Raw genomic sequence first — 21,923 nt, 5'->3', positions numbered from 1 at the left:
CAATGAAAAAAGGGGAATAACACTTTTTATTAAAATTCGCTTCATTAATAGGTGTTATTCCCACCTCCCTACCATTCATCTTAAAAAAAGGTGGTTGAGAACATTTGCTGAACAAAATTATCAGGCAAGCGTCCATCGTTTCGCTAATTGCTGTTATTTGCTTAGGAGGATTAGGGATTAGCGGTTCACGATCTATAGTCTATGCAGAGAAAGTTGATAGTTTTATGGATAACTTTAATGATCCTCAGAAAATAGGCACGCTTGGTTATTTGGCTTCCTGGCCCCAAGGTAAAATTCAATGGAAGACAGATCATGCTGAGGTTGTGGACGGTAAGTTCGTGTTAACGTTTGATGATTCAGGCAATGAAGAAACGACTTATGCATCTGCTCAATTCACTACGTTTGATAATTATGGCTATGGGCGCTACTCAGCGAGTATAAAAGCCGCTAAAGATGAGGGTTTAATTACAAACTTCTATGTTTATTCAGCAAATGAAGATTGGACATTGGAAAATATCGTTGAAGCTCGTGTATTAGGAGGAAGTCCTAGCAAGCTAAATATTCGCTGGACAAAGGATAATATCAGAAAAGAAAAGTTTATTACTTTAAATTTTGATGCCTCAGCGGAATATAACGATTACGCATTTGAATGGTCAGAAGATGCAATAAAATGGTATGTAAACGATGAACTGGTAACAACGGCGACAGATGGAATCCCATCTAATCCAGGAGGGTTGATTGTTAACTTGATGGCTGACGATGTAGTGAACTATACCGGTCCAAATCAGGCTTCATTTGATTATATTAAATATCAGAAATTTGGCGAAGTCGATCCAGAAGATGACACTGATCAAGGGCCTCCAAATGGTGTGGAACCTCCAGAACCTACATCATCTGCTTACAGTTTTACTGATGGATTCGATTCTTTCAATAACGAACTATGGTATAAATCCGATGGATGGGGAAACGGTCCAGACTTTAATGTTGGCTGGCAAGCCGATCATGTTGAATTCTCGGATGGCAAAATGGTTTTGCGTCTTGACGATACGCCAAGCAGTGGGAAGCCATATTCCTCAGGCGAATATGCAACCACCGCGCTTCATGGTTACGGGAGAATCGAGGGTAGGTTGAAAGTTGCGAAAGGGGATGGACTCGTTTCTTCAATATTTACGTATTCCCCGAATGCAGATAAAATTGATATTGAAATATTGGGGAAAGATCCGACGAAAATGGAAACTAATTATTATGTAAAAGGTGTTCGAGGGTTAAAGGCACATGCCATCATAGATTTAGGCTTTGATGCTTCGGCGGATTTTCATGACTATGCAATCGAATGGTCGTGGAACTATATTAGGTGGTATGTTGATGGTGAACTTGTTCGAAATGTAGAGAGCAATAAAGGTGATCTACCGTCAGAGTCTTCGACAATCATGGCAAATCTGTGGGCCGGTGCTGGTGCTGCGGCGGATACGTGGACGAATAAGTTCGATTATCCAGGAACCCCAATACGTGCTTATTACGATTCTATCAAATTTACACCAGAGATTTCTTTCTCTAAACCAAGTTATGAGCTGCGGGCGGGGGAAACGATATCTACAACTGTGTTCTCCTTAGTTCCTGGCGGGGCTGAGATAGATGTCACAAGTGAAGCATCGTATCGTTTCGTAGGAGAAGATAATGGAGTCGTGAGATTGACAGATGATGGAAACCTAGTAGGATTGAAAGAAGGAACAAGTGTTATTCAGGCAACCTATCAGAATACGACAGCTCTAGCAAATGTTACAATTCGTCCGGATAACACAATAAGTCGTGCGGAATTCACTGTTATGTTAGTCAAGGCGCTGTCGGTCAAGAATGAGGACGATTCGAAGATAGAATTTACAGATGAAGCGAAGATAGGGGATTGGGCAAAGCAAGCAATTGCTCAAGCAACTAGTGCAAAAGTCACACTAGGGTATGAGGATGGTAGTTTTCGTCCTGATTCACCAATTACTCGCAATGAAATGGTGAGCATGATTGCACGCGCAATGCAATTATCAAACGAGGCTTATTCATTGACTTCTTTTGATGATCATGATGATATTCCTTCTTGGGCTAGACCGTATTTTGCAGCAGCCATTGAACATGGAATTCTCGAAGGTCGCCCTAACAATGAACTGGGACCCTTTGAAATAGCTACAAGAGCGGAAGCCGTTATGATGCTGTTAAGGGCAGGAAAGTAATGTAATGTCTTGTCAAAACTCCTACCCTTGACGTTTAAGAAGTTAACCTCATATTATACTAATATTAACAAAAAAGAGTAGGGGTTTTGACCATGAAAGTTAATATATTCGATGTAGCTAAAAAGTCAGGAATGTCTGTAGTTACCGTATCTCGTGTACTTAATAATGCTCCTACTGTACGGGAGAAAAATAGACAAAAAGTATTAGATGCCATAAAAGAACTTAATTATAGCCCAAATTCAGCAGCTCGGACCTTAGTAAGGGGTAAGACTGGCGTCATCGGATTGACGATAACGGCATTGAACGATACCGTGTTTGACGGTGTTGTTCAATCCGTATTAGAGAATTTGAAATTGAATGGTTATGTCTTAGCCATTTCAATTGCGCATGAACTAGGAAATGAATCATTTGACGCAAGTAATTTCTTATTCCATCACGATCGTGTGGACGGAATCATTGTACTATCTACCTTGCAAGAAGAGGCGTATATAGCTGATTTAGAACGTAAGAAAATCCCTTTTGTGATGATTGATAGTCATAGCGAACACAACAATGTGCCAACCATCAATGTTGACAATTATTTAGGTGGATACGAGGCGACCAAACATTTGATCGCGCTTGGGCATAAACGTATTGCTCACATTAGCGGTCAATATGCATTCTTGAGCGCACGTCAGCGGAAAGAGGGATTTACGGATGCAATGATTGAAGCAGGTCTCTCGCCTTCGATGATTATAGAAGGGGAATTCGGTACCTATTGTGGTCATAGTATTATGCAAGACTGGATTGCACAAGGTAATCAAATTCCATCTGCCATATTCGCTGCCGACGATATGATAGCACTCGGTGTTATTCGATCTTTAATGGAAGCAGGTTATAACGTACCAGGTGATGTGTCCGTCATTGGATATGACGATCAATCTTTTGCTAATGAGGTCCATCCTAGACTTACGACGATTCGTCAACCTGTAGGTCAAGTGGGTGAACATGCGGTGAAGATATTAATGGATTTGATTCAAGGTAAACAAACAAAGAATACGAAATTGCAGTTAAAACCTGAATTGATTTTCAGAGAATCTACTGCAAAATATAAAGGTGACATTAATTGAGGTGAGCAGGTTTGGAGTACTATCTGGGGATAGATGCAGGAGGAAGTAAGACAAGTGCTGTCATTACGGATCGTACTGGGAGTATTGTAGGCAAAGGTTTGAGCGGTTGTGGAAACCATCAACTTGGTGTTGAGTTGGCACGATCAAATATTGATGAGGCGATACAACAAGCTTTACATAGCAGCGGCTTAAATCGTACTGATATCACTTATGCGTTATTCGGGTTAGCCGGAGCTGATCGGGAAGCAGATTATGTTATTTTGCGTCCGATGATTAAAGAACTCGGCTTTGCTCATTACGATATTGCTTGTGATACAGTCATTGGACTGCGAGCAGGTACAAGGCAACCTTATGGTGTTGTTCTAATCTGTGGCACTGGGACTAACTGTTTTGGAATCAATCCTCAAGGAAAAGAATTGCAATGCGGAGGTTTTGGTTACGCATTTGGAGATTTTGGTGGTGGGAGTGAACTGGCGGTCGAGGTATTGCGATCTGTAATACGTAGCTGGGAAGGTCGGGAAGAGTCAACATTGTTAACTGCAGCGGTGTTGGATATGTTGGGGTACACTTCTGTAGACACCTTATTTCATGATTTTCTAGATGAGGGTAAAAGGATTCCTAAAGACTTGACAAAACTCCTGTTCCCAGCTGCTGATCAAGGAGATTTGGTTGCTCGGCGAATATTACGGAAGCAAGGAACAGAACTGGGTCTCTCCGCAAGAGCTGTTATTAACAGGCTTCAAATGCAGGATATATTGTTAGATGTTGTATTAGTCGGAAGTGTTCTTACGCGAAATGATGGTAAGTACATGATGCCGTATATTCAAGAGCAACTCACAGATGGTTGCACATTACGTGTATTAACAATGGAGCCTGTAGCTGGAGCAATCCTATTAGCTATGGAAAATGACGGATTAGTTATTAAAGATGAAGTATATGAACAGCTTGAACTACAACTTAGTATAGAAGGGAAGAATTCGGCATGCGTAAAAATTTAAAAGTAGTAGTTATTGGAGGGGGATCTTCTTATACACCGGAGATCATCGAAGGCTTTATTTTAAATTTTGATAGCTTTCCTGTCCGTGAAATCGTCCTCGTGGATATTCCTGAAGGACTAGAAAAGTTGAATATTGTAGGCAATTTGGCAAAACGGATGATTGAGAAATCAGGTTTACCAATAACAATTGAACTTACCCTGAATCGACGCGAGGCTTTGGTTGGTGCGGACTTTGTTACGACACAAATGAGAGTGGGTCTGCTAAAAGCCCGTATCTGGGATGAAACGATACCACTCAAGTATGGGATTATCGGTCAAGAAACAACCGGACCAGGTGGAATGATGAAAGCTTTTCGGACAATTCCTGTATTATTGGACATTTGCCGGGACATTGAGGAACTCTGTCCAGATGCATGGTTGTTGAATTTTACAAATCCTGCGGGTATGGTGACCGAAGCAATATTGAAACATTCCAATGTTAAATCCATCGGATTATGTAATTCACCTATTGCTGCTTATAAATGGTTATCAGAGTTATATCAAACGCCTGCTAGAGATATCTATTGTGAGTTTGTAGGACTTAATCACCTGCACTGGATTACTCAAGTTAGAATTAATGGTGAAGAAAAATTAGAGGAGCTTCTGGCTAATCGCGAGGGGTATTCAGCTAAGAACGTTCCACAATTTGATTGGAATGCTAACTTCATTGCTTCACTTGGGGCGATTCCTTCTTATTATTTGAAATACTTCTATTTAACTAAGGAACTGCTAGAAGAACAGCTGCTTTCGATAGATAAAGAAGGAACCCGAGCTGAGGTAGTAAAAAGGCTGGAAGATGAATTGTTTGAACTCTATAAAGATCTGAACTTGACTGAGAAACCCAAACAATTAGAAAAACGCGGTGGAGCTTACTACTCGGAAGCAGCGGTTAACGCTATGAAATCGATATATAACGATACTAGAGATATTCAAACATTAAATGTGCGTAATCAAGGAGTATTAGATTTCTTACCTGCGGATGCTTCTATTGAAGTTAACTGTGTCGTCACGAACCAAGGACCGATTCCGTTGCCGGTATCAAACGTGCCTACGGCGGCAAAAGGACTGATTCATGCGGTTAAGACCTATGAACAGCTGGCTATTGAAGCGGCCGTAACCGGTGACCGCGGCATAGCGTTGCAAGCATTAGCTAATCATCCTTTAGTTCATTCTGTGAATGTTGCAGAGGCGATGCTGGACGAAATGCTGCTTAAGAACAAAGACTATTTGCCATTATTTTTTAAATAGAGAATCCATAAAGAATGAGTTAGAATAATACGGACGCAAGAAAATAGTAGGACAAAAAGCACAGTAGAACCAAGTCAACGAACTTGGCACTGCTGTGCTTTTAAGTATCAAAAATCAAATGTCATAAATGGATTCTATCAGTTCCGCGGTAGCTTGTTACCATACCTCACCCGCAATTGTTGCAGCTTGTCTAGTTTACTTATACTGTTATCTCGGCTGGCCAGTCCTACTCCAAGGATTAGATTCTCAATCACATATGTTGGTCCTACCATGGAGTGGAATTCCCATACCTCGCCTCGCCCTGCATAGAGTACAATATCGGCTTCCTGCGACTTAGGATAGACCAATCTGTCCGTAATCAAAATCACCTGATACCCAGCTTCCCGCGCATAATCTAGAATAACATCACTTTCCGGGAGTAGCTGAACAAAACCGAAGATTAGGATGACATCTCTATTGTCCACATGCATTAATGTCTCGAGCAGTTCATGTCCGCTCGGGGCCATTTTTTTGAGTTGAAGCCCAAACCGCGCCATGCGGTACATCATTAACTCAGCTAATCCAGCGCAGGGACCGGGACTGTAAATATAGATATGTCTCGCCGTAGATAGAGCATTCACCGCCTGCTGAAGTATTTCATCCTTTAAATGGCGGCGAGTTTCTTCAAGATGATGACAACAAATATCTAGCAGGGTTTGAGGTAGAGAATTGTCATTAGCTCGTTCTATAGCATCCTGCATTTTAACAGAGGGAGTCGATTCAAACCGGAAACGGAGCCGATTCTTAAATTCCTTGGCATGCTTATATCCTACTGCTTTCCAGAACCGCGAGACAGACGCAATACTCAAACCAAGCTCATTAGCCATATCTTGCTCTGTCATATACAGAACACGTTGCTCATTTCTCTGAATAAAATCAGCAATAATCCGTTGATTCGGTGAGAAAGGTCTTCGACTCCAATCTTTATACATCGTATTGCCTCCCTCATTTATTAGTGTTTGAAGTCAATATAACCGCCAAAGATGTTGTAAATATTATTACAACGTTAAAAATAATGAAAAAAATATTACCTTCCTTTAACAATTGGAAAAAGCTGCGATGACATGACCTTTCTATAATGAAGTTAATACAAATAGGGAGGCTTTCTTAATGAGTACATTAAAAGGGCGGTATACGCTGACGCAGTCGCAAAAAATGATGATTTTTGTATTGTCGATGTCGTTGTACGGTTTGTCTAATATGTTTACGGAACTGATTCCCAGTGTCCAGTTGGGGCCAATAGAACTGTCGGTTGAATATTTTGCCTTCATTCCGTTGACTTTGTGTATGCTGTTTCATCCGCTTTATGCAGCTGTGGGAGCGGCCGTAGGCGAAATGATCTTTGGTGAATTAATGCTCGGCCAGTTCGGAGGCTTAGGTGAGTTGGAGAAATTCATTACCTTCTCTCTTGCCATGTATGTAGCAGGTCGTATGGTGTCAGATCCCAAGAATCGTATACAGGTAGGTGTGGCGGCGATCACTGGCGTAGCTATACATCAGTTCTGTAGTGCTGCAGTTGATATTGTAAAAGTATGGGTTGGAGTAGAGGAATTGGAAGCTGTTCAAGGGCTAACAGAGAGTATTGTCGTGATTGAAGGTGTAGGTTTTCTAAACAATGTACTCTTCTCAGGCATCTTATTCGCCTTACTACCTACTATGTATTTGGTTCCACGGTTGTACGGGAAGATCGAACCTTTGCTTGGCATGAAACCTCGTGAACGGAATATGAAATATGCAGCGGGTACCTGGTTATCACCCAAGCTTGTTATAGGCGGAATTATTTTGGCGGGGATTGCGATGGGAGCAGAATTGTTATCGGAATCAGGATGGAGTTTGGGCGAGTTTGAACTTCCCGGGGCAGAATCTAATGAGGGAATTTTGATCTGGGTGAGTATGTTGGTGGCAGCAATTGTGGCTGGAATAGCTATTACGATACAAATTCGACGTGCTGCACGAAGACGCCATGAAGCGGGTCAGATAGATGCGTAAGACAGTTCTTGAACTGAACGGAGTGACGTTTACCTACCCGGGGGCTGAACAACCTGTATTGCGGGATGTATCTCTGCAACTTAAGCAGGGAGATTTCACTGCTGTTATAGGTAGTAACGGATCAGGGAAATCGACACTATGTAAATGTTTTAACGGATTGATCCCTCACTACTATACAGGGGACTTCAGTGGGGAAGTCATAGTTAGCGGCAAATTAGCCGAAGGAAGAACCGTTGCAGAACTATCTAGAACGATGGGTTATGTATATCAAGATTTCGAGAACCAATTGGTTCGCCCGACTGTGATAGACGATGTTTCTTTTACTCCTTTGAATTATGGATTTGCGGATTACAAGGAGCGAGGAGAACGAGCACTAGAGCTAACGGGTCTAAGCGAAGTGAGAGATGAATTTGTTTGGCAGTTAAGCGGAGGGCAAAAGCATTTGCTCGCTTTGGCCGGAGCGTTAGCGATGGACCCGGAAATACTCGTCATTGACGAGCCTGTTGCTCAATTAGATCCGCAGCATGCCCGGGAAATCTATGAGATCCTACGTCGATTAAATGTGGAGCATGGGAAGACGATTGTAGTGATCGAGCATCATGCGGAGTTCATAGCAGACTACTGCCAGAACGTTATTCTCATGGACAACGGTAGTATTCGTTGGCAGAAGCCGGTGCGTGAAGCATTATCATCGGTGAGCGAATTACTTGAACTTGGAATTTATCCTCCTGATGTAACAAGGGCTGCTTGGATGCTTAATCCTAATCCATTGTCAGTACAAGAGCTGTATCCAATGAATCCTGAGGAAGGAAGATCCTATTTTATTTCCCAGCACAGAGCTGTGGAAGGAAATAATTGTTCAATGTTCAAGGACAAACATTGCCTTGTGGAAGAATCGGCTGAGCAGAAGAAGGAAGCTGTTGTACAAATGGAAGGTGTAGGATTATCGTATCGTACGATCCATAGAACACTTCATCCCGTTCTAAAAGATGTTCAGTTGGAACTTAAACGTGGTGAATCTATCGCCCTCATTGGCAACAATGGAGCGGGTAAGTCATCCCTAATGAAGCTGATAGCTGGTATCGCCAAGCCGAGCGGGGGGACAGTTCACATCAAAGGAACATTGATCAATGGATTGCCAGCCGAACGACTATCTGGAATAGCGTCATATGTATTTCAGAATCCAGAGGAAATGTTCATTGAGGATTGTGTGCGTAAAGAGATTGCTTATTATTTAAAAGCGCGGAAAGTGCCTGATATGGATGAGCGAGTGGAGAGCATGTTGCAGTCGTTCAGGCTTGGTGAACTAGCGGAACGTGATGCTCGTCTACTCAGTGGAGGCCAACAACGGCGTGTATCGCTTGCCATCGGAGCAGCTGTCCGCCCTGCGGTTATGTTACTTGATGAGCCAACGGCCAACTTGGACATCTCAACCAAACAGGAACTGGTTAAAGTTTTGGAGACGCTTCGCAGTCATGTGGAGACAGTAGTCATTGCAACTCATGATATGCAACTTGTGGCGGAATGGGCAAGTAGAATCATAGTAATGCACCAAGGTCAGATCATCGCTGACGGCAGCAAGGAAGATATTTTTGCCGATGAGCAGCTGTTACGTCGCGCCGGTCTGGCTCAGACCCAACTCATGGAGCTGAGCCGCGTATTGGGGCTGCCTCGTATTTGTTGTACTTTAGATGAATTTATGGTCAGTGCTGAACTACAAAAGGAGGGGGTAACACATCATGGAAGCTGTTAAACGGGCGCTTAATCGTATTTCAGTAGAACAAATTAAGCTAGAGTTGCTCGGGAACGCTTATAACAGTAGTAGCACCTTTCTTGGAAGGTTAGATCCTCGTACATTGCTTGTGTGGTATATGTTTTTTGCTATCGTACCTTGGTTTGTCTACAATCGGACAATTCTGTTAGGAATGTTCGCCATTATGGTGGTGACGACCATCCTATCACGTGCCAGTCCTTATATTCTATTTATCCTCTGCTTGGGGCTCATCAGCCAAGTGGGTTGGCTATTTCTACTCTCCCTCTTTTTTGGAGGTGGGATAGAATCTCTGTTACCGATGCTGACTCTCACCCTTAAATTGTCCGTGATTTCACTGGCGAGTATTACGGTATTCTCTAGTCTGGACCCCGAACGATTGAGTGATGGTTTATCTTCATTAGGTGTACCCGATGTCTTTGCTTTCAGTTTATCGTACGGGTATCGAATTTTGCCTACCTTGCTAGAGGAGTTTCATCAGATATTATTATCCTTTAGACTTCGAGGGCAAAGACCGCTTCGGCACGGGTTGTTATATTGGAGAACAGCCACGTATTACTTGCGCATTATTGTATTGGTCTTTTATCCTTTGATGCTGAACACTGCCAAACGTTCACGTACTACGATTGAAGCGCTTGAGACAAGAGGATTCACTTACGGTCTTAACAACCCCAAGGTAAAGAAACTTAAGCTTGCTTATCTGAAAATGAAAATATCGGATTGGTACTTTTTATCAGGATCAACCGTATATATCGCTTTGCTGTTCTGGTTTGGTAATCAATACCCTAATCTACTCTACTAAAAGACAAGTCTAAAGGAGAGAAATTTATGATGAACATTGATTTACATACACATGGCAATCTGTCCAAGAAGGCAGGATTTTCTCCGGAATATTTCGCAGAAATGATGGTCGAAGCTAAGGCAAATGGATTACAGGCGATTGCTTTGACGGAACATTTTAACACCTCCAATTTTGTCGGTATGTATGAAACGCTAGATCGGATTTACCCATATAACGGTCATTATTATGATGCAGACGGCCTAAAAGTATTTCCAGGCATGGAAGTCGATATTGCGGAAACGGGACACATTTTACTAATCGGGCTCAAGGAGAACATTCTTGCTGTCAGAGGAGAACTTGAGGATCACACCCAAGAGGGAAGTTTTATTCCATTCAGTGATTTGTTAGATCTGGCTGATGAACATAACCTATGGAAAATCGGGGCACATCCGTTCAGAACCAATACACCATTACATCACTTGGACCCGGAGTTGCTTGGGCGGCTTGACGCTTTCGATTTCAACGCCAAAGATATTTACAGTCAAGGTGAGGATGCCTACAGACAACTTATTACACCCTTCGCTGAAAAGTTAGGGATACCTGTGATAGCTGGTAGTGACAGTCATCAATGCTTGCAGTATGGAAGCGTGGTGAACCGTCTACATGAAACATGCTCTACAGTAGAGGAGTTGAAAGTAGCCATCCGCCAGCGGAACTATGAGGTAGAAATTTCTCCTTGTTTGCATACGAAGGTAAAGGCATCTGTTATGATGAAGAAACTACTGAAGAAGATGCTCGGTGAGGCTCCATCAAGGGATGAGTTAGAAACAGGTACTACGGCTTAACAATTCAGAGACACAGTGCGGCAGACCTTGAAGAGTAAATTATATCCTCGACTACCACTTCAATGTTTATCGTTAGCGTAACAACCAATTACTAGAGTGTATTCTTTGTTAATGTTACAACAAGCAAAGGCAGCCAATCCTCTGAAGAGGAACGAGCTGCTTTTTTGTTCATAATGCGTCAACCTCACTGCGGCAGCTTGGACTCAGCTGACCGGAGGGTCGTTGCTATTCTCTGCTCCAAATCATAGAGCTTTTTCTGCATAGATTGGATTATGTCCATTTGCTGATAGGATAGCTTCATCTCGGTTGCTGCTGAAATTGCATCACCTTGTTTGATAGCGACTTTATAACGTTTATCCGCTTCCGAGCGGGCTTGTTGTGCATTAGCGAGAATCTTATTCTCAGCGACAACCTGCTGCTTCAATGTTGTTACCAGCACTAAAATATCTTTGGTTGGTTTCGTCTTAGTGGCGGTTTGCTTACGTGCTGCAGTCAGCGCATCCGTCTTAGCCTTCACCTCAGCTCGGGCTGTTGTAGCAGCAGGCTTCAACTTATTGCGTTTCAGATCAAATATTGTAACCGCTTTGGTGTCGTTAGTTTTCTTAGCGGCAGCGGACTGCTTACTGAGGGTTGAATACTGCTTTAGTAGGGAGGAGTGCTTCTGCTGGATTAGTTCTGCTTCTGTTTTCAAACGGTTCAACAGAATTTGGTCGATGGCATTGAGCTTTGCCTTTATTGATTTCAGGTCGTCATTGTTCTGCTTACGGAGCTTCTTAATTTTCAGATTATCCGCCTGTATGACTTCTTGTAAATCAATGTAATTATCATGCAAGGCATTGATGTCTTCTAGTGCTGTATCCCAATCGGAGGTTGCATAAACCTGTGAGACGTTTCCTGTGAGAAGTATTAATAAAAAAATAATGGTTCCTAAAAATCCTTTGTGAATCATGTTCAAACCACTGTTCTTATTCCCATGATTAATCATTTGCCTCATCTCCCATCTAAAATAGCAATACACGCAAAAAAGCACCTCCAAGATAGGCATAATATGCCTGTCTTGCGAGGTGCTTCGCCCGCATAGCATGTGTAATTGTCATTTACTATAACTTGAAATAAGTGGAAAGTCAACCCTGAATAGAACGTGTGTTCGTTTTTTGTTCGGATCTTCATTGCGAGATGCTACGCCAGCAAAATACATTTGTCCACCATCAGTTTGTACCCACCGTTTGCGCTGACACTTCACCGTAACTTATGTCATTTAGCTGCCAATCGTTTGTTCTTGCATCAAATTCTGCTATATGAATGAAAATAGAAGCCTAAACAAATAAACCCACGAATACCTAAAGGTATTCGTGGGTTTTGCATGAATCCAACGGTTATTGATCTACGGAGACTGCAGCAGATGACTTCTTCGTCTTCGAGCTGAGTATATGACTAACGAGATAGACAACTAGAAATACGACCATGACTCCAGCAGAATAACGATACATGATGGAATAGTTTGAAGCTGATGCGACAATGCCGAGCAGCATAGAACCTAGGGCAACGCCTAGATCAATCGAATTGTAATAAAGGCTGTTTGCTGTACTATGTTGCTCCGGTGAAGCTTCACGAAGCATCCATGCCTGAGTCGTTGGTTGTATTGCACCAAAACCAAGTCCGTATAGAAGTGCCGATACAATAACAAGTGGAAGCGTATTGGCATATGACAAGATGAGTAGACTTGCTACTACGATGATCGATCCGGGTACAAGCACAAAGAAAGGGCCATAGCGATCAAAGATACGACCAGAAATTGGACGCACGATCAGAACGGTAAAAGCAATAAATAAGAAGAAAAGTCCAATTTGCCCCAAATGTTTCTCTTCACCAAATAAGGCTAGAAATCCAAGAATGCCGCCATAGGTAATCGACATTAACATATTTAACAATGCTGGCATCCACATGCGGGACATGGTGGTCTTCTTGCTGTTTGTTGTAGTGGAGGCAGATGACTTCAAAGGAATGGCAGGTTTGGCTGGTTGTGGTGGAATACTACGAGTCATGAGCAATAATGGGACAATTAGCGCAGCAGCTAACGTTCCAAGTAATGAGAGAGTCGTGAAGCCGTAATCTTTTATTACAGAGAGTCCGATTAGAGGTCCTACTGACATGGCAATACTTGTCGACAGTCCGAAGTAGCCAATGCCTTCACCAATTCGCTTATGGGGAATAATCTGGGATACTAAAGTAGGTAAAACCGTACTCGCCATCCCGAATCCAATGCCGAATACCATGCGCAAGCCGAGCAACTGATTCATGGAGCCAGCATAAGGATAAGCAAAAGTTGCTGCCGCTAATATAAAAATCCCCCAAAATAATATGGTGTTTTTGCGTATGGTACGTAGTAGAAACGCCGTTGCAAAGCGAGTAAGTATGGCTGCAAGGGCGAATAGACTAGTGACTAGGCTTAGTGTGAAATCACCAGGATGAAATTGCTCCTTGGCATAAGTAGGGAAAGGGGATAGCAACATTTGTAAGCTTAGAAACAATAATAAGTAACTTGCGGTTAGAACAATGAACGATTTCGTCCAGAGTTTCTCTTGATGTTCAGACATAATATGATTACTCCTTTTCTAGTGTAGCTAATTCAGTTGCTTGTTGACTAATCTTGTTCAGTACCGTGCACATGAGTTCATATTCCTCATCCGTAAGTGTATCTAATACATCCCCAACCGTACGATATTCAATCGGCTCAATGGCGTCCGCTACAAGTTTCCCTTGTTCAGTAATAAATACATGAAAGGAACGACGGTCACTTTTACCCGCTTGTTTCGTGATAAGTCCTTTGGCCTCTAATACGTCAAGTATACGAGTCGTGGTCGGCTTATCCTTGCCAGAGCGCTGGGCTATTTCCCGTTGAATTAATCCATCTTCTTCTCGGACACGATATAGAACACCCCATTGTTCTGGGGTTATATCATATTGTTTAGTTCGCAGCATAAATAAATGACTTAGTTTCCGGTGTGCGTTACCTAGCTGAAAACCTATTGAATGATCTAATCCTTTTTTACGCAAAATTCATCACTCCCGATATATAGTTGTTATAACAACTATATTCGTGACAACTAAAATTGTCAAACGGTTAGATAACTTGATACATAATGGGTAATTTCTTAGCTTTAATTATTCTAGCGGAGGTCTGAAGGGGTGCATTGTCGTAACTGCCTAAACACTCTGTTAAAGGTTCTGACATTTGTAAATCCACATTCTAGTGCGATGTCAATCATCGATCTATTTGTGTTCAGAATCATTTCTTCTGCCTTATTTATTCGAATGTTGTTGAGGTAGGAAATAAAACTCATGCCAGTGATGCTCTTGAAGAATCTAGAGAAATGAAAAATACTCATATTAGCCTGCCTGGAAACATCTTCAAGAGTGATAGCCCTTGAATAATTCATCTCTAGATATTCCAGTACCTCCTGCATAATTTTCATAGTAATCATACGCCGCTTATCTTTTTTTAGGTCAGCAGGTTCACTGTTTGCATATCTCAAGATGGTTCCGCAGAGTTCAAACACCATGCCGGTTATAAACATTTCATAGTGCTTTGATTGATCCTCTGACTCCCGCAGCAAATGAAGCATAAGATCAGTCATTTTCTCAACAAACGTTCCCTTGTGCTCCCTATTCTCCGATTCAGAATTACAGAAGAAAGGACTGGTTAGCCTAATGTTTTTGGGCCAACCTCCGGGAACCCCGATAAGTTGAGGATTAAATATAACAATCAAGATGGTAGACTCATTATCCTTGCTGTCGTAATAGTGAATATCTCCACTAGAACAGATTGCAATATCTCCTTTGCCGAGAATCCGGCTTTCCGAATTGATTCCTATTCGGATCGTGCCTTCACACACATAGATAAATTCAAGATCATTATGCCAATGCGCTAGAAAGTTAAAATTATGAGCAACAAAAGCGGTGAATGGAATTATAGAGTGGTATAAACGATTTTCATGAAATGCTTTCATTGCTGCCTCCTTAACTCTTGAACCAAATAATATTTGCAGTAGTCCCGATATATTCCTAAACTTTAGCAAAAAATGACCATACAAGCAAAGAAAATGACGAGCAGTAAAGAGACTTCTGATTTACAATTTTATTGTAATGAAGGAATAAGACTGGTTAATTTGATCACAAAGGAGACACTTTATGAAGTCAAAAAAGGCGTTAATTGTAAGAGGCGGTTGGGATGGGCATGAACCACAGAAGGTTTCGGAAGTTTTTGCTGGATTACTAAAGGAAGAAGGCTTCGAGGTTGAAGCTTCTGATACACTAGATAGTTTCAAGGACGAAGAAAAGTTGCTAGATTTAAACCTTATTGTCCCGATTTGGACCATGGGGGATATCAGTAATGAGCAGCTTCAACCCGTATTGAAAGCTGTGGAACTTGGAGTGGGGATGGCTGGATGTCACGGTGGGATGTGTGATTCCTTTAGAAATTGTGTGGAATGGCAATTTATGACCGGGTCACAATGGGTTGCCCATCCTTTCAATGATGGCGTGGAGTATGAAGTGAATATCATTGGTTCCGGATCCAGTCCCATTATTGAAGGGATCAAAGACTTCAAAGTAAAGTCAGAACAATATTTCTTGCATATAGACCCATCGGTTGATGTGCTTGCCACGACTACTTTTCCACTGAGCGATGGAGCTCATTCGGCAAATGGTATCATACAAATGCCCGTGGTATATACAAAAATGTGGGGAAAAGGCAAGGTCTTTTATAATGCATTAGGTCATCATGCAGATATCTTCGATATTCCAGAAGCCAAGGAAATGATGCGAAGAGGGTTCCTTTGGGCGGCCAAATAACGATATTTCATTAGTAGATAAGGTGGGGACGAGCTTGGGTAAAGCTAAGGTAGGGATAGTAGGTTGTGGGAATATCAGCGACATTTATTTTGAGAACCTTTCAAAGTTATTTGTAAATACGGAGGTATATGCTTGCTCCGATCTGTTCAGGGAAAGGGCTGAGGAAGCAGCCGAGAAATACAACGTACCCCATGTATTATCCACGGAGGAGTTACTGGCTTCTGATGAGATTCAAATTGTTGTGAATCTGACCACACCCCAAGGACATTTCGAGGTGTGCAAACGGGCGTTGTTGGCAGGCAAACATGTATATGTGGAAAAGCCCCTATCGCTTACATTGGACAACGGAAAAGAACTGGTCGCTCTAGCCAAAGAGAAAAATCTATTCATCGGTTGTGCTCCAGATACCTTTCTCGGCGCAGGACTTCAAACGTGCAGAAAGTTGATTGACGACGGATTTATTGGAGAGCCGGTGGCGGCAACCGCATTTATGGTCTGTCACGGACATGAAAGCTGGCATCCAGACCCAGAGTTCTATTATGAAGCTGGCGGAGGGCCTATGTTTGATATGGGACCGTATTATCTCACTGCACTGGTTTCCCTCTTGGGACCTGCAGAGACCGTTTGCGGTATGACCAAGACATCTTTTCCGCAAAGAACAATTACGAGCGCTAAGAAATTTGGCCAGCAGGTGGAGGTCAAGGTTCCAACTCATGTGGCAGGGACAATAAGATTTGCTAGCGGAGTAGTGTCAACAGTTATTACGAGTTTCGATATCTGGAGCAGTACTTTGCCGCGGATAGAAATATATGGATCGCTGGGAACATTGATCGTGCCCGATCCGAATACGTTCGGTGGTCCGATTCTACTTAAGCCTGCCCAGGGCACTGAATTTATGGAAATTCCACTTGTGCATAATTATGAGGAGAACAGCAGAGGAATCGGCGTTGCTGATATGGCTAGCTGCATTGAAACAGGAGATCAGCCTAGAGCAAACGGTCAACTTGCCAATCATGTGCTTGAAATTATGCATGCGTTCCATACAAGCTCGGACACTAAACGTTTTGTAGAGCTTGAGATAAGCTGCGAACAGCCAAGGCCGTTGCCGCTGGGACTTGTTAAGGGCTTCCTGAGCTAAGGGATCCTCACGGAACTAATTGTTAGGATACCGCTGCGATGATGGATTGTCTTTACTGAACGCTATGCCCTCTGATTTCTTGATTGTACACCACATAGCTATTGAGATCAGGGGGTAAAGGCGTTTGCGTCCCAATTCACCTATTTGGCATTTCGTATGATAGCTCGATATACAAATTTGGGTAGCGCAGACTGTCTACGCCATCTTGATTTTTGCCCTTTGGCAACGGGAGCAGTAAATAGCCGATGCAACCACTCTAAATTTAGCCTCTTCCATATGGCGGGTGTAGGAGGTACTTTACCGGCGATTACGTCCAGACTTCCTCCAACTCCAAATACAATTTTAGTATGAGCAATATCTTGTTTATGATTATAAATCCATTTATCAGAGTAGGGAGCACCCATGGCTACAATCAGTATATCGGGTCTCGTTTGCTCAATCTCAGAAAGAATGGACGGCTCGTCTAACTCGGTAAAGAAACCATGATGTCTACCAGCGATCTGCACATTCGGGTAGAGCTGTCTAATTTTATCTACGGCATGTAGATTTGTTTGTTCATCGGTACCTAGAAAATAAAAGCTCCACCCCCGCTGATTACCCTCGTTTAAAAGTTGGAGTAGAAGATCGTATCCTGTAACCCGCTCAACAATCGGATCGCCTTTTCTTCTTGCTGCCATGAGTATTCCGACCCCATCAGGAGTTATCAAATCTGCCTCGCTAATAATTTTTCTAAGCAGATCGTCTGATTGACTTACAATCGTGATTTCTGGATTAGCCGTAATCAAATGAAGAAGATTTGATGGTTCATGTTGGAGATGTTTTGTTAAATGTAGTGTTGTCTCCTCCAGTGTTAGTCTGGAAAAGGGAACTCCTAAAATAGTAGTAACGGAGCCATCCATGCGATTCACCTCTCAGCGGAAAGTTAGTTTACTAATAGTTTAATCATCTTGAAATTAATTAAGGTTACACCATTACGTTCTACGGTCTGCGAATGCAATACTCGGTACCCGTGTTTTTCAAAGAATGGCCTAGCGGAAATGCTTGCGTCAGTATTTATTTCAACAAGACCTAGATCCGTTGCTTCTGATTCAAGTTTGTTAACTAAAGTTGAAGCAATTCCTTGGCCTTGAAAATCCTTGTGTACGTAAAGTCTATCTAAGTGACCATCGGGGATCAAATCTGCAAAACCGACGATGATGTCATTGATTTCAACAACATAAGTGATGTTGTGTCTCATTGAATCACTCCAAGTTTGCAGCCTGATTGGCTTTTCATCATGAGGCGCCCATGCATCAAGTTGCTCTTGCGAATAGTCTTGTTTGTTCACCGAATGTACTGTTTCATAGAACAATGTGACAATCTGAGTAATATCTGAATCTTGGAATTTTCTAATTTTCAATATGTATCTCCTCCTGACTTAGAAGTTCGAGTGTTCTGATATGTAGACTTTCTTCAATATAAACGCAATCAAACCATAAAGGTTTCTGTAAACCATTCGTAATAAGGTTGGATCAGTGGGTCGTTTTCGTTATAATGGACTATGCTTATAGAGAAGTAATTATGATACGGGGTGGAACTATTTGTAAGACGTTATTGAAAATTGATGGTCATGACATTCCGAAAGCAGCCAGCATCATGGCGCAAGCTTTTGTTAAGGATGACCCGCTGTATCAACATATCTTGCCTGATGAGACTACCAGGCTTCAAGTGCTGAATATATTTTTTCATCGATACATTGAGATGTTATATCCTTATTCAGATTTACTAACGACGTCAGAGAACTATGAAGCTGTGGCGCTCGTATTTCATTCGGAACGTCAAGCGGAGACAATGCGCTCGAAAGCCAAATATATGAAGCAGATTGCATTTGCCATTATTAAGTCGTTACCGATCTGCCGAATCATTGGGGTGCGTGGATTTATTCGTGGAATATCCATTTTGCTTAGTATGAGTTCTTCGTGGTTAGCGATGCTAGGTGATCAGGAATATATGCATTTGGATATGCTTGTCGTGCAGGAACAATATCGCGGTCAGGGGCATGTGTCGAAGATAATCAATCCGCTTATTGCGGAATGTCGTAGGAAGAATATCATGTGTTCGCTTGAGACGCAAACGCTAAGTAATTTACCCATATATGAACATTATCAGTTCCATACTGTAAAAGTCATCCCGTTACCTAATAGCTCGCTGGAGCAGTATTGTATGGTGTATAGGCCCGATGGTGATTTACCAGGAAACCACTGACGTTTTACGTTGGGCCATGCTGCCCAGCGTCTTTTTTTATGTATAAGCTAGAATATATCATCACACTATTTATTGTGTGCTTCTCATCGCTAGTCCTATGGCAAAAAATAAACACCGCGGCTGCGGACCTCGGATTCAAAAAAATGCTTTGTCCGCAGCGTTGAGTGTGTAGTACTAATGCAAATTTAATTAGACGGTAGATCTAAATCTTGTTATTAACTCAGTATTGCCATCCGTTACCGATGACAGGACGGTCACTATTTGCCCTGCTGTTGAACGCTTGATTGGGTTTCGCAGAGTTTTCTGTTGCTTTGCCTTGGATTTGACCCGTTTTGCAATCGTTAGGTGGTCCGATGACAACTGTATTTGTGATTGGAGCAAACGTACTCTTCACTTTGGCCTCATCAAGACAATAAGCACGAGCAAACACGCTCGCTGGCGTTAGCCGTAACAGGTCGGAACCACCGATAAATTCAGGAACTGGAGCATCAAATATAGCAATTAAATGTGTATTATCGACCTGAGCAATCTCATAATGCCACCATCCCTGAGGTACATTAGCTACTTGTCCCGGTTGAATCGAATAATTGAGAAGTTCTTTGGTAAATGGGTTAATGATCGAAACGACAGCTGCACCTGAAATACAGAATACTAATTCAGTAGCATTTTGATGAGTATGGGGCTCAACTATGTTTCCCGTACTGAGATAAATGTCTAGTAAGGACACATTTCCTAATGTGTTAAGCTGATTGATGGACAGAAAATTAATATAATTCTGATTATCCTTTTTGAAAAATGAGTTATTATTTACATCATACGTAAACTGTACAGATGGAGAAGTAAAATCCATATAAGAAGCCGACATTTTATTAACCAACCCTTCAAATTAGTATAGGCAACAGCCTTGTGGGATATCTTATGTTGTTTCCCAGTTGAAAGTGCGTCATTACTTATGTGGGAGGTATTAGGGAGTGGAATGAAGGGCTAGTTGGGTATATTATTGACTTAACAATACTAGAAAGTAGGTTTCATTTCATGGCGGGTAACGAGATGACAGGTATAGAACAGAATATATACCGCTTCAGTGAATCACCCATTTGGGAGATGCAACGGGCTTATTATGAAGAACAGGGGATGAAAGCTTGGCAGAGTGAGGAAGTCCCCTTATATATAACGAATAATCCTATGATAGCTACGGCATATGCAGAAATGGTATTTGGGTTTCTTCAAGATCGAGCTCAATTAGGGCATACAACTGAGCCGGTTACGATTCTAGAGCTTGGAGCAGGTTCAGGTCGATTAGCATTTCATGTGCTCAAGGAGCTATGTAAGTTAAGAGATGAAGCGGGGGTGGCGCTTCCTCCTTTTTGCTATTGTATGAGTGATTTCGCCCAGAAAAATATAACTTACTGGCAGCAGCATCGTAGCCTTAAACCCTTTGTAGAGCAGGGAGTTCTAGATTTTGCCCTGTTTGATGCTACTCATGATAAGGAGTTACAGTTAACGGAGTCTAACACGATTATTCGGATGGGAGACTTGCAGCAACCACTGATGATCATCGCCAATTATTTTTTTGACAGTATCCCACAAGAATTGATTTATGTTGGTGATGGTAAAATTCATGAATGTAGGGTATCCCTAAAGTATCCTGATGGAGCAGGGGAGCTTAGTACATCTGAATTGCTAGAGCAGGTAGTTCCTGAGTACCATTACGATAGGGCAGAGGAGTATGAGCAGGAGTCATATGCCTACCGAGATGTAATAAAGCTGTACCAAGAAAGGTTAGAGGATTCACATATTCTTTTTCCGGAGATTGGACTGTCTTGTTTAGAGAGGCTGGGTCGATTGTCACAGCATGGTTTTCTTCTACTTACAGCGGACAAAGGCGATCACCGATTAGAGAATTGGGAATTTGCAGAGCCGCCAGAGATCATTCATCATGGGAGTTTCTCTTTAACGGCGAATTATCATGCGATTCAAACTTTTTATGAGCATAAAGGAGCGATGACTTTTTTTACTCCACATCACTATAAGAACTTGAACGTAGGATCTATTCTTATGCTTCATGACCCGAAATTCTATACTCAAACACGACTCGCGTACCAGCGGTTTATAAATCGTTTTGGACCGGATGACTTCTTTACTTTAAAAGAGTGGTTTGAAGAGCGTTTGGATCAGATGGAGCTCCGGCAGATTCTTTCCTTCTGGAGATTGGGTCGCTATGATACTGAATTGTTCCTAAAAAGTGTTGAGCGTATATCGGACTTAATTCCAACGAGTGATGATGAAGAGATGAAGGATCTTGGGGCAGGCATCCACTTGATGTGGACAGGCTATTATCAGATGGAGAGTAGCCATGACTTAGCAGTAGATTGTGGTATGCTGTTGTTCGAAATGGATCACTACGAGGATGCTTTAGTTTATTTTGAACGGTCAACGAATCTTGATCAGGCGAATAGTGATGTATTTTATAACATGGCGATTTGTTATGATGAGGCTGGAGTTGAAGAACTCGCTCGTGATTATGCGCATAAAGCTTTGGCTAAGGATCCTGATCATGAAGGTGCTTTATCGCTGGTGTCAGCTTTGTAGAGGTGGACGTGATTGTTTCAAAAGTGATAAAAGAATAAGGGGACGTATATCGCAC

20 protein-coding genes are annotated in these 21,923 nt (G+C 42.2%); 12 read left to right on the top strand and 8 right to left on the bottom strand.

The window, feature by feature from the left end:
* Positions 1-104 precede the first annotated feature (104 nt).
* The 4 genes from NST85_RS17125 to NST85_RS17110 all read left to right on the top strand — a co-directional run bounded on the left by NST85_RS17125 (position 105) and on the right by NST85_RS17110 (position 5,615).
* Complete coding sequence (locus NST85_RS17125) at positions 105-2,222, top strand: family 16 glycosylhydrolase (protein WP_341189920.1); 2,118 nt, start codon at positions 105-107, stop codon at positions 2,220-2,222.
* Positions 2,223-2,314: 92 nt separating this feature from the next.
* Positions 2,315-3,331, top strand: a complete 1,017-nt coding sequence (locus tag NST85_RS17120; RefSeq protein ID WP_341189919.1) for a LacI family DNA-binding transcriptional regulator — start codon at positions 2,315-2,317, stop codon at positions 3,329-3,331.
* Between the two features lie 11 nt (positions 3,332-3,342).
* A complete protein-coding gene (locus tag NST85_RS17115) occupies positions 3,343-4,329 on the top strand; it encodes an N-acetylglucosamine kinase (RefSeq protein ID WP_341189918.1) in 987 nt (328 codons plus the stop codon).
* Positions 4,314-5,615 carry a 6-phospho-beta-glucosidase gene (locus tag NST85_RS17110; protein WP_341189917.1) on the top strand — a complete coding sequence of 434 codons (1,302 nt, stop codon included), beginning with the start codon at positions 4,314-4,316 and terminating at the stop codon, positions 5,613-5,615. Before NST85_RS17115 ends, NST85_RS17110 begins: the two co-directional genes overlap by 16 nt.
* A 137-nt stretch (positions 5,616-5,752) precedes the next feature.
* Here the strand turns inward: NST85_RS17110 and NST85_RS17105 are convergent, their stop codons facing one another.
* A complete protein-coding gene (locus NST85_RS17105; RefSeq protein WP_341189916.1) occupies positions 5,753-6,586 on the bottom strand; it encodes a MurR/RpiR family transcriptional regulator in 834 nt (277 codons plus the stop codon).
* Between the two features lie 178 nt (positions 6,587-6,764).
* On the opposite strand from NST85_RS17105, the gene NST85_RS17100 reads away from it, so the two are divergent.
* The 4 genes from NST85_RS17100 to NST85_RS17085 are packed head-to-tail and all read left to right on the top strand — an operon-like array spanning position 6,765 to position 11,040.
* Positions 6,765-7,643: a cell division protein FtsQ gene (locus NST85_RS17100; protein ID WP_341189915.1), complete on the top strand. Its 879-nt coding sequence runs from the start codon at positions 6,765-6,767 to the stop codon at positions 7,641-7,643.
* Positions 7,636-9,396, top strand: a complete 1,761-nt coding sequence (locus NST85_RS17095) for an ABC transporter ATP-binding protein (RefSeq protein WP_341189914.1) — start codon at positions 7,636-7,638, stop codon at positions 9,394-9,396. The genes NST85_RS17100 and NST85_RS17095 overlap by 8 nt, the downstream gene beginning before the upstream one ends.
* Positions 9,383-10,216 carry an energy-coupling factor transporter transmembrane component T family protein gene (locus NST85_RS17090; protein WP_341189913.1) on the top strand — a complete coding sequence of 278 codons (834 nt, stop codon included), beginning with the start codon at positions 9,383-9,385 and terminating at the stop codon, positions 10,214-10,216. Before NST85_RS17095 ends, NST85_RS17090 begins: the two co-directional genes overlap by 14 nt.
* Before the next feature lie 26 nt (positions 10,217-10,242).
* Entirely contained in the window at positions 10,243-11,040 is a 798-nt protein-coding gene (locus tag NST85_RS17085) for a PHP domain-containing protein (RefSeq protein WP_341189912.1), read from the top strand.
* Positions 11,041-11,224: 184 nt separating this feature from the next.
* Here NST85_RS17085 and NST85_RS17080 read toward each other — a convergent pair whose 3' ends face one another.
* From NST85_RS17080 to NST85_RS17065, 4 genes are all read right to left on the bottom strand, one after another.
* Positions 11,225-12,025 carry a hypothetical protein gene (locus tag NST85_RS17080; protein WP_341189911.1) on the bottom strand — a complete coding sequence of 267 codons (801 nt, stop codon included), beginning with the start codon at positions 12,023-12,025 and terminating at the stop codon, positions 11,225-11,227.
* Positions 12,026-12,416: 391 nt separating this feature from the next.
* Positions 12,417-13,637, bottom strand: coding sequence for an MFS transporter (locus NST85_RS17075; protein WP_341189910.1), 1,221 nt, complete (start codon positions 13,635-13,637; stop codon positions 12,417-12,419).
* 7 nt (positions 13,638-13,644) lie between these two features.
* A complete protein-coding gene (locus NST85_RS17070; protein WP_341189909.1) occupies positions 13,645-14,097 on the bottom strand; it encodes a MarR family winged helix-turn-helix transcriptional regulator in 453 nt (150 codons plus the stop codon).
* A 113-nt stretch (positions 14,098-14,210) separates the two neighbouring features.
* Positions 14,211-15,119: an AraC family transcriptional regulator gene (locus NST85_RS17065; RefSeq protein WP_341189908.1), complete on the bottom strand. Its 909-nt coding sequence runs from the start codon at positions 15,117-15,119 to the stop codon at positions 14,211-14,213.
* Between the two features lie 112 nt (positions 15,120-15,231).
* Between NST85_RS17065 and NST85_RS17060 the strand changes: the two genes are divergently transcribed.
* Entirely contained in the window at positions 15,232-15,894 is a 663-nt protein-coding gene (locus NST85_RS17060; protein WP_341189907.1) for a ThuA domain-containing protein, read from the top strand.
* 34 nt (positions 15,895-15,928) lie between these two features.
* Positions 15,929-17,032, top strand: coding sequence for a Gfo/Idh/MocA family protein (locus tag NST85_RS17055; protein ID WP_341189906.1), 1,104 nt, complete (start codon positions 15,929-15,931; stop codon positions 17,030-17,032).
* 140 nt (positions 17,033-17,172) lie between these two features.
* Here the strand turns inward: NST85_RS17055 and NST85_RS17050 are convergent, their stop codons facing one another.
* Both NST85_RS17050 and NST85_RS17045 read right to left on the bottom strand, forming a co-directional pair.
* Complete coding sequence (locus NST85_RS17050) at positions 17,173-17,931, bottom strand: WecB/TagA/CpsF family glycosyltransferase (RefSeq protein WP_341189905.1); 759 nt, start codon at positions 17,929-17,931, stop codon at positions 17,173-17,175.
* 23 nt (positions 17,932-17,954) lie between these two features.
* Entirely contained in the window at positions 17,955-18,431 is a 477-nt protein-coding gene (locus NST85_RS17045; RefSeq protein ID WP_341189904.1) for a GNAT family N-acetyltransferase, read from the bottom strand.
* Positions 18,432-18,592: 161 nt separating this feature from the next.
* On the opposite strand from NST85_RS17045, the gene NST85_RS17040 reads away from it, so the two are divergent.
* On the top strand, positions 18,593-19,276 hold the full coding sequence (locus NST85_RS17040; protein ID WP_341189903.1) for a GNAT family N-acetyltransferase: 684 nt from the start codon (positions 18,593-18,595) through the stop codon (positions 19,274-19,276).
* 220 nt (positions 19,277-19,496) lie between these two features.
* On the opposite strand, the gene NST85_RS17035 is transcribed toward NST85_RS17040, so the two are convergent.
* Positions 19,497-20,141 carry a cupin domain-containing protein gene (locus tag NST85_RS17035; protein ID WP_341191128.1) on the bottom strand — a complete coding sequence of 215 codons (645 nt, stop codon included), beginning with the start codon at positions 20,139-20,141 and terminating at the stop codon, positions 19,497-19,499.
* Positions 20,142-20,326: 185 nt separating this feature from the next.
* On the opposite strand from NST85_RS17035, the gene NST85_RS17030 reads away from it, so the two are divergent.
* On the top strand, positions 20,327-21,868 hold the full coding sequence (locus tag NST85_RS17030) for an SAM-dependent methyltransferase (protein ID WP_341191127.1): 1,542 nt from the start codon (positions 20,327-20,329) through the stop codon (positions 21,866-21,868).
* Positions 21,869-21,923: the final 55 nt, after the last annotated feature.

The organism is Paenibacillus sp. FSL K6-2524 (assembly GCF_038005525.1).
In the GTDB taxonomy this organism is placed as follows: Bacteria; Bacillota; Bacilli; order Paenibacillales; family Paenibacillaceae; genus Fontibacillus; species Fontibacillus anaericanus.
The sequence above is the reverse complement of the archived record's forward strand: the minus strand, read 5'-3'. Positions and strand labels throughout refer to the sequence as shown.